11 protein-coding genes are annotated in these 12,157 nt (G+C 69.0%); 3 read left to right on the forward strand and 8 right to left on the reverse strand.

Going from position 1 to position 12,157, the window contains the following annotated elements; all coding sequences use genetic code 11:
- Positions 1–87: 87 nt before the first annotated feature.
- The 8 genes from lon to tmk all read right to left on the reverse strand — a co-directional run bounded on the left by lon (position 88) and on the right by tmk (position 9,632).
- The gene (lon, locus tag E8M80_RS03165) at positions 88–2,493 is read right to left on the reverse strand and encodes an endopeptidase La (RefSeq protein WP_137124217.1); all 2,406 of its coding nucleotides are present in this window, start codon (positions 2,491–2,493) and stop codon (positions 88–90) included.
- 137 nt (positions 2,494–2,630) lie between these two features.
- The gene (clpX, locus tag E8M80_RS03170) at positions 2,631–3,887 is read right to left on the reverse strand and encodes an ATP-dependent Clp protease ATP-binding subunit ClpX (protein WP_137124218.1); all 1,257 of its coding nucleotides are present in this window, start codon (positions 3,885–3,887) and stop codon (positions 2,631–2,633) included.
- Positions 3,888–3,987: 100 nt separating this feature from the next.
- Positions 3,988–4,635: an ATP-dependent Clp endopeptidase proteolytic subunit ClpP gene (gene clpP / locus E8M80_RS03175; RefSeq protein WP_137124219.1), complete on the reverse strand. Its 648-nt coding sequence runs from the start codon at positions 4,633–4,635 to the stop codon at positions 3,988–3,990.
- Positions 4,636–4,735: 100 nt separating this feature from the next.
- The gene (locus tag E8M80_RS03180) at positions 4,736–5,527 is read right to left on the reverse strand and encodes an MBL fold metallo-hydrolase (protein ID WP_137124649.1); all 792 of its coding nucleotides are present in this window, start codon (positions 5,525–5,527) and stop codon (positions 4,736–4,738) included.
- A 7-nt stretch (positions 5,528–5,534) separates the two neighbouring features.
- Positions 5,535–6,308: a TatD family hydrolase gene (locus E8M80_RS03185; protein ID WP_137124220.1), complete on the reverse strand. Its 774-nt coding sequence runs from the start codon at positions 6,306–6,308 to the stop codon at positions 5,535–5,537.
- Positions 6,308–7,882, reverse strand: coding sequence for a methionine--tRNA ligase (gene metG, locus E8M80_RS03190; protein WP_137124221.1), 1,575 nt, complete (start codon positions 7,880–7,882; stop codon positions 6,308–6,310). The genes E8M80_RS03185 and metG overlap by 1 nt, the downstream gene beginning before the upstream one ends.
- A gap of 89 nt (positions 7,883–7,971) precedes the next feature.
- The gene (locus tag E8M80_RS03195) at positions 7,972–8,973 is read right to left on the reverse strand and encodes a DNA polymerase III subunit delta' (protein ID WP_240789869.1); all 1,002 of its coding nucleotides are present in this window, start codon (positions 8,971–8,973) and stop codon (positions 7,972–7,974) included.
- Entirely contained in the window at positions 8,970–9,632 is a 663-nt protein-coding gene (tmk, locus tag E8M80_RS03200; RefSeq protein WP_137124222.1) for a dTMP kinase, read from the reverse strand. The genes E8M80_RS03195 and tmk overlap by 4 nt, the downstream gene beginning before the upstream one ends.
- A gap of 152 nt (positions 9,633–9,784) precedes the next feature.
- On the opposite strand from tmk, the gene E8M80_RS03205 reads away from it, so the two are divergent.
- From E8M80_RS03205 to E8M80_RS03215, 3 genes are read left to right on the forward strand one after another with little or no spacing between them, the layout of a single operon-like run.
- Positions 9,785–11,263 carry a TadG family pilus assembly protein gene (locus E8M80_RS03205; RefSeq protein ID WP_255467502.1) on the forward strand — a complete coding sequence of 493 codons (1,479 nt, stop codon included), beginning with the start codon at positions 9,785–9,787 and terminating at the stop codon, positions 11,261–11,263.
- The gene (locus E8M80_RS03210) at positions 11,260–11,715 is read left to right on the forward strand and encodes a TadE/TadG family type IV pilus assembly protein (RefSeq protein ID WP_137124224.1); all 456 of its coding nucleotides are present in this window, start codon (positions 11,260–11,262) and stop codon (positions 11,713–11,715) included. Before E8M80_RS03205 ends, E8M80_RS03210 begins: the two co-directional genes overlap by 4 nt.
- Positions 11,693–12,154 carry a TadE family protein gene (locus tag E8M80_RS03215; protein WP_137124225.1) on the forward strand — a complete coding sequence of 154 codons (462 nt, stop codon included), beginning with the start codon at positions 11,693–11,695 and terminating at the stop codon, positions 12,152–12,154. Before E8M80_RS03210 ends, E8M80_RS03215 begins: the two co-directional genes overlap by 23 nt.
- The last annotated feature ends 3 nt before the right edge of the window (positions 12,155–12,157 follow it).

Consider the following 12,157-nt stretch of genomic DNA (forward strand, 5'->3'; position numbering starts at 1 on the left):
CAACGGTTGCCTGGGTTTTCCACAGAAAAACCCCGGCGAAGCCATGCTCCGCCGGGGTTTCTGGCAGCCTCGGGACCGGTCGAGGCGTCAGTGCGGCAGGGCCGACTCGGCCTTGCCCGTATCGGCCTTGGGCGGTGTCGGTGCCTCCTCGGGCTCCTCCCAGGTGATCGGCTCGGGCTTCCGCGCCAGCGCCTTGCTGATCACCTCGTCGACGTGGGAGACCACGATGAGCTCGAGGTTCTTCTTCACGTTGTCCGGGATCTCGGCCAGATCCTTCTCGTTGTCCTTCGGGATGAACACGGTCTTGATGCCGGCGCGCAGTGCCGCCAGCAGCTTCTCCTTGAGCCCGCCGATCGGCAGCACGCGGCCGCGCAGCGTGATCTCGCCGGTCATGGCGATGTCGCGCCGCACCGGGATGCCCGTGAGCACCGAGACGATCGACGTCGCCATGGCGATGCCGGCCGACGGGCCATCCTTCGGCGTCGCGCCCTCGGGCACGTGCACGTGGATGTCGCGCTTCTCGAACATCGTGGGCTTGAGGCCGAAGGTGGTCGAGCGAGACCGCACGTAGGACATCGCCGCCGAGACGCTTTCCTGCATCACGTCGCCGAGCTTGCCCGTCTGCTTCACATTGCCCTTGCCGGGCAGCATGACGCTCTCGATCGTCAGGATCTCGCCGCCGACCTCGGTCCAGGCGAGGCCCGTGACCACGCCGACCATGTCCTCGGCCTCGGCCTCGCCGTAGCGGAACTTCCGCACGCCCGCGAACTTCTCGAGGTTCTTGTGCGTGATCGCGACCTTGCGCGACTGCTTGGAGACGATCTCCTTGACCGACTTCCGCGCCAGGCCCGCGATTTCCCGCTCCAGGTTCCGCACGCCGGCTTCGCGCGTGTAGTAGCGGATCAGGTCGCGGATGGCGCCGTCGGAGACCGACCACTCGCCGTCCTTCAGCCCGTTCGCCTCGCTCACCTTCTTCATGAGATGGCGCTTGGCGATCTCGACCTTCTCATCCTCGGTGTAGCCTGGGATGCGGATGATCTCCATGCGGTCGAGCAGCGGCTGCGGCATGCGGAGGCTGTTCGCGGTCGTCACGAACATCACGTCCGACAGGTCGTAGTCCACTTCCAGGTAGTGGTCCGCGAAGGTCGAGTTCTGCTCGGGGTCCAGCACCTCGAGCAGCGCGGAGGACGGGTCGCCCCGCCAGTCGGCGCCGAGCTTGTCGATCTCGTCCAGGAGGAACAGCGGATTGCTGGTCTTGGCCTTCTTCATGCCCTGGATGACCTTGCCGGGCATGGAGCCGATATAGGTCCGCCGGTGGCCGCGGATCTCGGCCTCGTCGCGCACGCCGCCCAGCGACATGCGCACGAAGCTGCGCCCCGTCGCCTTGGCGATGGACTTGCCGAGGGACGTCTTGCCGACGCCGGGCGGGCCGACCAGGCACAGGATGGGGCCGCGGATCTTCGGGCTGCGGCTCTGCACCGCCAGGTACTCGATGATCCGCTCCTTCACCTTCTCGAGTCCGTAATGGTCGGCCTCGAGCACGGCCTCGGCGGCCACGATGTCGTTGCGGACCTTGCTGCGCTTCTTCCAGGGGATGGAGAGCATCCAGTCGAGGTAGTTGCGCACCACCGTCGCCTCGGCGCTCATCGGGCTCATGCTGCGGAGCTTCTTGAGCTCCTGCATCGCCTTCTCGCGCGCTTCCTTGGACAGCTTGGTGGCCTTGATGCGGGCCTCGAGCTCGGCCGCCTCGTCCTTGCCGTCCTCGCCCTCGCCGAGTTCCTTCTGGATCGCCTTGAGCTGCTCGTTCAGGTAGTACTCGCGCTGCGTCTTCTCCATCTGCCGCTTGACGCGGTTGCGGATGCGCTTCTCGACCTGCAGCACGCCGATCTCGCCCTCCATATGGGCGAAGACGCGTTCGAGGCGCGCCGAGACGGAGGACGTCTCGAGCAATTCCTGCTTCTCGGGGATCTTCAGCCCGAGATGGGAGGCGACGGTGTCGGCGAGCTTGGCCGGCTCCTCGATCTGGTTGATCGAGACCAGCACCTCGGGCGCGATCTTCTTGTTGAGCTTGATGTACTGCTCGAACTGGGAGACCACGGTGCGCGCCAGCGCCTCCGCCTCGCGCGGCTCGCCGGAGGTCTCCTCGACCGGCTCGGCGAAGGCCTCGAAGTAGTTCGCCGTCTCCTTGAACGCGGCGATCTTCGCGCGGCGCCCGCCCTCGACCAGCACCTTGACCGTGCCGTCGGGCAGCTTAAGCAACTGCAGCACCGTCGAGATCGTGCCGACCTGATAGAGGTCGTCCGCGCCAGGGTCGTCCTGGGCGGCGTTCTTCTGGGCGACAAGCAGGATCTGCTTGTCGTCCTTCATCACCGCTTCGAGCGCGCGGACCGATTTCTCGCGGCCGACGAAAAGCGGGACGATCATGTGCGGGAACACCACGATGTCCCTCAAGGGGAGCACCGGAAGGAGTTCGCCGCGGATGGTATCCGTCATGTGACCTCACTGGGGACAGTCGACGCCCGGCCCGCCCAGGGAGCGGCTCGGGCGGGGCGCCGCGGCATTCCCCGGATGTGGGGCTGCGCGGCGCCCGCTCAAGATCTTGACAGGGCGCCGGGCGGCGCCCCGGGGCATCAGGCAGAACTCTGCTCCGCCGCCCGCTCGGCGTGGATGAACAGCGGTTGGGCACGGCCCTCGGCGACCTCGCGGTTCACGACCACTTCCTCGACCGATTCGAGGCCCGGCAGATCGAACATCGTGGTCAGCAGGATCGCTTCCATGATGGAACGAAGACCCCGCGCGCCGGTCTTGCGCTGGATGGCGCGTGTCGCGACCGCCTTCAGCGCGTCCTCAGTGAAGGTGAGCTTCGCGCCCTCCATCTCGAACAGACGGCCGTACTGCTTGACCAGGGCGTTCTTCGGCTTGGTCAGGATCTCGATCAGCGCCTTCTCGTCCAGGTCGTCCAGCGTGGCCACGACCGGCAGGCGGCCGATGAATTCCGGGATCAGGCCGAACTTCAGCAGGTCCTCAGGCTCGACCTCGCGCAGGATCTGGCCGGTGCGGCGCTCATCCGGGTCGCGGACCTCCGCGCCGAAGCCGATGCCCGAGCCCTTGCCACGGGCGCCGATGATCTTCTCGAGCCCCGCGAAGGCACCGCCGCAGATGAACAGGATGTTGGACGTGTCCACCTGCAGGAATTCCTGCTGCGGATGCTTCCGGCCACCCTGCGGCGGCACGGAGGCGACGGTCCCTTCCATGATCTTGAGCAGCGCCTGCTGCACGCCCTCCCCGCTCACGTCGCGGGTGATCGAGGGGTTGTCGGACTTGCGGCTGATCTTGTCGACCTCGTCGATGTAGACGATGCCGCGCTGCGCGCGCTCGACGTTGTAGTCGGCCGACTGAAGCAGCTTGAGGATGATGTTCTCGACATCCTCGCCGACGTAGCCGGCCTCGGTCAGCGTGGTTGCGTCAGCCATGGTGAAGGGCACGTCGAGGATGCGCGCCAGGGTCTGCGCCAGCAGCGTCTTGCCCGAGCCCGTGGGGCCCACCAGCATGATGTTCGACTTGGCGATCTCGATGTCGGGGTTCTTGCCCCCGTGCGCGAGCCGCTTGTAGTGGTTGTGGACCGCGACGCTCAGCACCTTCTTCGCGTGGTCCTGGCCGATCACGTAGTCATCGAGGACCTTGCAGATCTCCTTCGGCGTCGGCACCCCGTCGCGGGACTTGACCAGCGTGGTCTTGTGCTCCTCGCGGATGATGTCCATGCAGAGCTCGACGCATTCGTCGCAGATGAACACCGTCGGGCCGGCGATCAGCTTCCGCACCTCGTGCTGCGACTTGCCGCAGAACGAGCAGTAGAGGGTGTTCTTGGAATCGCCGGACTTGCTCATGCCGTCTCCGTGTTCCCCGGAAGTGCGGGGAACTGCAACAGGATTGTAGCCCCCGGCCGGGCCGGGGGAAAGCGAAAGCGGCCCCGCAGGGCGCCCCGCGTCACGTCTTGGCGGCTTCCGAGGCGGTCACGGGCCGCTCCTCGACCACATGGTCGACCAGGCCGAAGTCGCGGGCCTCCTCGGCCGACATGTAGCTGTCGCGGTCGAGTTTCTTCTCGATCGCCTCGATCGGCTGGCCCGTGTGCTTGACGTAGATCTCGTTCAGCCGCTGCCTCAGCTTCAGGATCTCGCGGGCCTGGATCTCGATGTCGGCCGCCTGGCCCTGCGCGCCGCCGGAGGGCTGGTGCACCATGATCCGGCTGTTCGGCAGGGCATATCGCTTGCCCTTGGCCCCGGCGCAGAGCAGCAGCGACCCCATCGACGCCGCCTGGCCGATGCAGACCGTCGAGACCGGCGCGCGGATGTACTGCATGGTGTCGTACATCGCGAGACCGGCCGAAACCACGCCGCCCGGAGAATTGATGTAGAAGGCGATGTCCTTCGACGGGTTCTCGCTCTCAAGGAACAGAAGCTGCGCGCAGATCAGCGAAGACACCTGGTCGAAGACCGGACCCGTCAGGAAGATGATCCGTTCCTTGAGCAGGCGCGAATAGATATCGAAGGCGCGCTCTCCACGGGCGGTCTGCTCGATGACCATGGGCACGAGGGTGTTGTTGTAGACTTCGACCGGGTCGCGATCCCAAGCCATTGCGGTATCCTTTCGTCCCGGCGGTGCCGAATCAGCCCGCCGTCGTTTCTGCGAATGTGGGGCATCCCTCGCCGCCGCGAAAGGGCTGCCACTCCGACCCTCAGCCGGGCAGGCCGAGGACCATCCCGTCATGCCCCGGCTCGACCCCCGGCGGCAGGTTGGCGGCCAGCCAGCCATGGTCGAGGTCGGGGCTCATATGCGTCAGCACCGTGCGCCGGGGCCTCAGCCGCCCGACCCAGGCCAGCACCTGATCCAGATTCGCGTGCACCTTGTGCGGCCGCCGCTGGAAGCATCCGACAACCCAGGTATCCAGCCCGTGAAGGCGGGCCATACTTTCCTCCGGCAGGTGCACCAGATCGGTCGAATAGGCGAAGGTCCCGATCCGGAAGCCCAACGTCTCCATCACCGCATGGTCCTGCGCGAAGGTCTGCACCGCATGCCCGGCGATGCTCACGGCATCCCCGGCGGCGAGTCGGACGGGCTCGACCGCCGGGCGGTAGAAGACCGGGCCGGTCGAGGGCAGGAAGGCATAGTCGAAGCGCTGGCGCAGGATCCCGAGCGTCCGCTCCGTCGCGAAGGCCTCGAGCGGCCGGCCGACCAGCCGGTTGAGGATGCGGACTTCGTCCATTCCCATGATGTGGTCGGCGTGGTCATGGGTGAAGAGGATGGCATCGACGCCCCCGACGCCGCAGGCGAGGAGTTGCGCCCGCAGGTCCGGCCCGGTGTCCACCAGCAGGCGCCCGCCGCCGCCGCCTTCGACCAGGATGGAAGACCGCGTGCGGCGGTTGCGCGGATTGGCCGGGTCGCAGGCGCCCCACCAGCCGTGGCCGTCCTCGCCGCCGATCTGCGGCACCCCGCCAGAACTGCCGCAACCCAGGATCGTGATTTTCAGCAAGAGGTTATGCGGCCTTCCTGAACAGGCGATGGAAGTTCGCCGTGGTCAGCTCCGCGAGCGCCTTCACCTCGATCCCCCGAACCTCCGCCAGCACCTTCGCGGTATGGGCCACCATGGCAGGCTCACAGCGCTTGCCGCGGAAAGGCACCGGGGCGAGATAGGGCGCGTCGGTCTCGACCAGCAGGCGGTCGGCTGGAAGATCGCGGGCTATGTGTCTGATCTCCTGGGATTTCGGGAAGGTCAGGATGCCGGAGAAGGAGACGTAGCCACCCATCTCCACCGCCCGTTCCGCCAGGTCCCGGCCGCTGCTGAAGCAGTGCAGCAGGAAGTCGAAATCCCCGCCAGCCGCGCGTTCGTCCCGCAGGATGCCGAGGATGTCGGCATCCGCGTCCCGCGCATGGATGCAGAGCGGCAGGCCCGCGAGGCGGGCGGCGCGGATGTGACGCCGGAAATTCTCGGCCTGCGCGTCGCGAGGCGCCTTGTCGTAGAAATAGTCGAGCCCTGATTCGCCGATGCCGATGATGCGCGGGTGGCTGGCCTCGGCGGCGATCTCCTCCGGCGTGGGCAGCGGGCCTTCCCCGGCGTTGTGCGGGTGGATGCCGACGGTGCCCCAGACCTCTGGGAATCGTTCCACCAGCGCCTTGACCGCCGCCGCCTGGGACATGCGCACGCCGATCGTGACCATCCGGCCGACGCCCGCCGCCCTGGCGCGGTCGATCACCTGCTCGATCTCGGCCTCGACGTAGTAGTCGAGGTGGCAGTGGCTATCGACGAGCATCAGGCGGCCGCGAGGTCGATCTTGCGGAACAGGGGCGTAGGGGGCGGCAGGGGCGTGCCCTCTGGGAGCGGCATTGCGAGCGCCGCGAAGTCCCGTGCGTCAGCCGGCACGCCGAGCTGATCGAGCAGCGCGGCCATGGTGCCCGGCATGAAGGGCTGCAGCAGCGTCGCATAGGCGCGCAGCGCCGAATGCAGGCGACGCAGCACCGCCGCCATCCGCACCGGGTCGGTCTTCTTCAGGGCCCATGGTGCCTCATGCGTGATGTATCCATTGGCATCGCGCACCGAGGCCATCACGGCCTCCAGCGCCAGGTGGAATTCCTGGCGGTCGAGCCGGTCCCTCACCTGCCCCGTCAGCGCCTGCACCGCCCCGGCCAGCGCCCCGCCCACGGCCGGATCGCCGGCACCCGGCAACATCCCGCCGCAATTCCGCTGGATCAGCGACAGCACCCGGTTCGCCAGGTTCCCCAGCGCATCCGCCAGTTCCCCATTCAGCCGGTTCGCCAGCGCCTTGCGTGAGAAGTCGCCATCCTGCCCGAAGGGCACCTCCCGCAGCAGGAAGTACCGCACGGGATCGAGCCCGTATTCCTCGACCAGCGCGACCGGGTCGATGACGTTGCCCAGCGACTTGCTGATCTTCTGGCCTTCATTCGTCCACCAGCCATGGGCGAACACCCGCTTCGGCGGCGCGATGCCGGCCGCCATCAGGAAGGCCGGCCAGTAGATGGTGTGGAAGCGGACGATGTCCTTGCCGACGAAATGCACGTCCGCCGGCCAGAACCGCCAGCGCGGATGGGACGTGTCCGGATACCCCGCCGCGGTGATGTAGTTCGTCAGCGCATCCAGCCAGACATACATCACATGCGCCGGATCGCCCGGCACCTTCACCCCCCAGGTGAAGGAGGTGCGAGAGACGGAAAGATCGAGCTTCTCAGGTCGGTCGGCGAAGTCCTTCAGCCCCTGCTGGATGAAGGCGCGCACCTCGTTGCGCCGGCTCTCGGGCTCGATGTCGATGCGATCCGGGGCGCCGGCGGGCAGGTCGTAGCGCCGCAGCAGCTCGGGCAGCCACTTCGACAGGCGGAAGAAGTAGGACGGCTCCCGCACCCACTCCACCGGCGCGCCGGACGGCGCGTATTTCACGCCATCGCGCTCGACCAGCTCGTCCGGTCCGTAGAAGGCTTCATCGCGAACGGCATACCAGCCCTCGTAGTCGCCGAGGTAGATCTCGCCGCGCTCCGCCAGCACCTTCCACAGCGCGACACAGGCCGCCTTGTGGCGCGGCTCCGTCGTGCGGATGAAGTCGTCGTTGGAAAAGCCCATCGTCGTCGTCAGGTCGCGGAAGGCCTGGCTCACGCGGTCGGTGAAGGCCTGCGGGTCCTCCCCCGCGTCCTGCGCCGCCTTCTCGACCTTCTGGCCGTGCTCGTCGGTGCCGGTCAGGAAGAAGACCTCGTGCCCGTCCAGCCGCTTGAAGCGCGCCAGCACGTCGGTCGCGAGGGAGGTGTAGGCGTGGCCGATATGGGGCCGGTCGTTGACGTAGTAGATCGGCGTCGTGAGGTAGATGGTCGGTTTCGCCATGGGCTGTCCGCTCAGGGGGTCGTCTGTTGGGTCGCGTTCCACCGGTCGCCTGGCGAAGCCGCCCGACCCAAGAACGCTCCGCGCTCCGCTCAGGGCCGCGCGAGCCAGGAAAGACCCGTGAGCACGGCCTGCTTCCGGTCGAGATTCAACCGCTCGGTATCGTCCGCGAGGGTGCCGAGCCTATCCCACAGCGACGCCCAGACGGCAAGCGGATGGCGGGCGAGCCAGGGCGGTGCGGCGCGGCCGCGCGCGGCCTCCCGCAGCGCCGCGGCGATCGCGCCGCGCAACAGCCCCATGAAGATGCCGAAGGCGCCGCCGCTGCGGTCCATCGCGAGCCGGTCGGCCAAGGCATGGTCGCGCGGCGGCTCCGGACGCGCGAGCGCGACGAGGCTCGCCTCGACCATGCCCTGGAGGTCGAGCCCGCCGGCCTCCAGCAGCGCGAACGCCCGGCCGGGCGAGCCCGCGGCCAGCCCCGCGAGCGCGCCACGCTCGGCCGCCGCGAGGTCGGGGCGCAGCCGCGCGAGCAACGCCTCCATCTCGGCCGGCGCCAGCGGATTCAGGTCGAGCCGCCGGCAGCGGCTGCGGATCGTGGGCAGCAGGCGCTGCGGCGCCGAGCACACGACCAGCAGCACGGTCCTGGGCGGCGGTTCCTCCAGCGTCTTGAGCAGCGTGTTCTGCACCGCGGCCTGGTCGGCGCGCTCCGCCTCGTCCAGCACCACGACGCGCCAGCCGCCCTCGGCCGCGGTCTGGGTCAGGAAGCGCACCGCCGCGCGCGCATCCTCGACGCGGAGAACGCGCTTGGTGCCGCGCTCGCCCGTATTGGGCTCGAGGGTGAAGCAATCCGCATGAGTATCGGCGGCCACGCGGCGGAAGACCGGGCTGGCCGGATCCACCGCCAGCGGTGCCTCGCCCGCCGGCATGCCCGCGAGCAGCCAGCGCGCGAACCGCCAGGCGAGGGTCGCCTTGCCGATGCCGGGCGGGCCGGCGATCAGCCAGGCATGGTGCATACGCCCGGAACGCGCGGCCGCTTCAAGCGTGCGCGCAGCCTGCTCGTGGCCCACCAGGTCGGGATTGGCGCGCGGCTCGGTCACGGCGGCAGCGGCGCTCCGGCGCGGAGGCGCAATTCGCGTGCGATGTCGGCGAAGACCGCATCGGGATCGCGTGCCGCATCCACCACCGCGCAGCGCGACGGCTCGGCGGCGGCGATGGCCAGGAAGTTGGACCGAACCTGCTCGTGAAAGCCGGTCCCCATCCGTTCGTAGCGATCCGCGTCGCCAGCCTCCAGGCGGCCGGCCTGGGCGTTGCTTCGCGCTTCCACGCGCGTCAGCCCGGCGCGGACCGGCAGGTCGAGCACCAGGGTCACATCCGGCGCGACGCCATCCAGCGCCACCTCGGCGAGACGCGCCCAGACCGAGCGCGGCAGCCCCTGCGCGCCCTGGTAGGCGAGGGTCGAATCGGCGAAGCGGTCGCAGACCACCCAGCCGCCGGCCGCAAGGAAGGGGCGGATCGTCCGCACCAGGTGCTCGCGCCGCGCGGCGAACATCATCATGGCCTCGGCCACCGGATCCCACGGGCCGTGCCCGAGCAGCAGGGACCGGATGCGCTCGGCGCCCGGGGTGCCGCCCGGTTCCCGCGTGCGCAGCACGGGCAGGCCGGCGGCGGCCAACGCGGCGGCGAGCCGCCGGGCCTGGGTGGATTTCCCAGCCCCCTCGCCGCCCTCGAGGGTGATGAATCTGCCGCCTGACGCCATGAAAGCGGTGTGGCGCCACGGCGGCGCGACGTCAAACGGGCCCGTGCCGGGCTGCCTGAACACGAAGGCGTGGTGATTTTTCAGCACTGAGCCAGATTCACGACTATAATCTTTATTTTCGCTCCTTTTATTTTTGCGGTATTGTCTTGCATGTGCTGAGGAACCGCGCGGGCCTCCCCCGCCGAGCCAGTCGCACGACGCATCGCCGTGGCGCCATCGCCACCGCTTTCGCGGTCGCGGCCACGGCCATGCTCGGCATCGCCGCACTGGCCACCGAGTCCGGGGTCTGGCTCCTGGCCCGGCGCAATGCCCAGAACGCCGCGGATGCCGCGGCCTATGGCGGCACCCTGGTGCTCGCGCAGCGGCCGCCGCTGCGCACCGTCGCCATGGCCGAGGGCGCGGCCCGGGAAACCGTCACGCTGAACGGCTTCACCGCAGGCACCGGAACGACGGTCACGGCCGCGGCCGGCACATGGAACCCGGCGGCCCGCACCTTCACGGCCGGCGGCACGCTGCCGAACGCGATGCGCGTCGACATCACGCAGAACCAGCGGGGCGGCTTCGCACGCCTGATCAGCACCACGGCGCCCCAGGCCTGGGGCGGCGCGACGGCGGCGCTCGTGGATGCCGGCGTGGCCTGCACGCTGTCGATCCCGCCGCCCGGCGGCAGCACCTCCCAGGTGAACGGCACCACACTGATCACGGGTTCGGCTTCGCTCACCGCGCCGGATTGCGTGATCGTCTCGAACGCCGGCGCGCTGCGCTCGGTCGACATCGGCACGAACGCCGCGGGCAGCCTGCGCGCCGCGCAGATCCGCGCGAGCGGCGAATGCGAGAACTGCGACGCCATCCCGCGCGACCAACTGCCCGGCGGCGTCCTCGACTACCATCCGCCGGCGACGAACCCCTACACGGCGCTCGACGACCGTGCGGCGAACCCGATGTCGGGCCTGGTCTGCACCAATCCGGTCTATCGGGATGCCGCCGGCGTCATCCTGCCGCGGGTCCAGCGCGGCAACCGGAGCCTGCCGCCGAGTGGCTGGGTCACGGTGCAGCCGGTGCCGCGCACCTCCGCAACCCCCGCCGGCGTTATCCCGGCCATCTGCGAGGACATCTCCCCGGGCAACGGCCAGCGCGTCCACTTCGCCCCGGGTACCAATTACTTCGACGGGCAGAGCCTGCAGATGTCGTCCCCAGGCGCCTCGGTCACCGGCACCGGCGTGACGCTCGTCCTGACGGGCAGCACGGCTGGCGACGTCGGCAACATCCAGCTTTCGGGCGGCACCTTTACGCTGATCGCGCCTACCGCCGGTTCCGGCGTGCCCGGGGTCTACGACGGGGTCGTGATCTACCGCGACGTGCTGGGCGAGGTGTCGAACTCCGCCAATGACGCGATCCGGATCGAGGGCAACACCACAAGCACGCTGTTCGGCGGCGTCTATGCCCCCACCAGCGAGATCCAGATCAGCGGCAACACCAACACCAACCCGCCCGCCGGGGCCTCGGGCGGGTGCACCGCCTATGTGGGCGGCCGCATCACCTTCACCGGCAACTCCACCATCGACATCACCGCCTGCCCGCTGACGGGCACGAACGTGCCGGTCATCCAGAACGTGGTGCTGGTCCAGTGACGCGCCGGCCCGCTTTGCGCCGCGACCGGCGCGGCGCCGCCGCGCTGGAATTCGCGCTGATGCTGCCGGTCGTGACCTTCATCATGCTGGGCGTCGCCGACTACGGCAGCGCGCTGCAGCAGGTCATCCGCCTGGAGGCCGCCGCGCGGGCTGGGGCACAGGTCGTTATGTCCCGCCCGAACGACACGGCCGCGATCAGGGATGGGGTGCGCGCCTATGTCAGCGACTGGCCGCTTGCGACGAATTGCGCGGCGGCGAGCCCGAGCGGGCTTTGCATCACGAGCGGCCAGCGCTGCCGGGCGGTCGGCGCCACCAGCGAAGTCGCCTGCACCACGCGCTTCACCACGGATTTCCAGCGCTATGCCTGGGTCACCGTGACGCGCGACTACACGCCCCCATTCATCGTTCCGCAGAGGACGCTGCGCGGCAATGTCGAAATCCGCCTGCGCTAGCCCGCCGCGCCCCGCATCGGCGCGCGCCGCGTTGCGCGGGCGCAGCGGCGCCTCGGCGCTCGAATTCGCGCTGGTGGGCGCGCTGTTCTTCGTCACCGTCCTCGCGGTCCTCGACATCGGCCGCTATTTCATGACCGTCGAGGGGCTGCGGAACTTCAGCGCGGATGCGATGCGCCACGGCATCGTGAACCTGCGTTCGAGCCGGGGGCAGGTGTGCCGCGACGCGCTGGTGCAGGCCATGGGCCGGAGCGGCGTCGTGCAGGGCCTCGTCACCGCGGATCCCGGCGTCTGCGTCACCCGGACCGAAACCACGGCCAGCGGCATCACCACGGTGAAGGTCCGCGTGACCACCGACGTGACGTTCCGCTTCGTCATGAACGTATTCGGCATCGGGACGCAGCGGATCAGCCACGACACCACCTTCTCCTTCCAGGAATAGGCG

Source organism: Roseomonas sp. HF4, from assembly GCF_005222755.1.
Classification (GTDB): Bacteria; Pseudomonadota; Alphaproteobacteria; order Acetobacterales; family Acetobacteraceae; genus Neoroseomonas.

What these genes read in the sequence shown, in the direction of transcription:
- lon (WP_137124217.1), bottom strand. Translation starts at nt 2,493, where the DNA reads ATGACGGATACCATCCGCGGCGAACTCCTTCCGGTGCTCCCCTTGAGG.
- clpX (WP_137124218.1), bottom strand. Translation starts at nt 3,887, where the DNA reads ATGAGCAAGTCCGGCGATTCCAAGAACACCCTCTACTGCTCGTTCTGC.
- clpP (WP_137124219.1), bottom strand. Translation starts at nt 4,635, where the DNA reads ATGGCTTGGGATCGCGACCCGGTCGAAGTCTACAACAACACCCTCGTG.
- E8M80_RS03185 (WP_137124220.1), bottom strand. Translation starts at nt 6,308, where the DNA reads ATGCTCGTCGATAGCCACTGCCACCTCGACTACTACGTCGAGGCCGAG.
- metG (WP_137124221.1), bottom strand. Translation starts at nt 7,882, where the DNA reads ATGGCGAAACCGACCATCTACCTCACGACGCCGATCTACTACGTCAAC.
- tmk (WP_137124222.1), bottom strand. Translation starts at nt 9,632, where the DNA reads ATGGCGTCAGGCGGCAGATTCATCACCCTCGAGGGCGGCGAGGGGGCT.
- E8M80_RS03215 (WP_137124225.1), top strand. Translation starts at nt 11,693, where the DNA reads ATGTCGAAATCCGCCTGCGCTAGCCCGCCGCGCCCCGCATCGGCGCGC.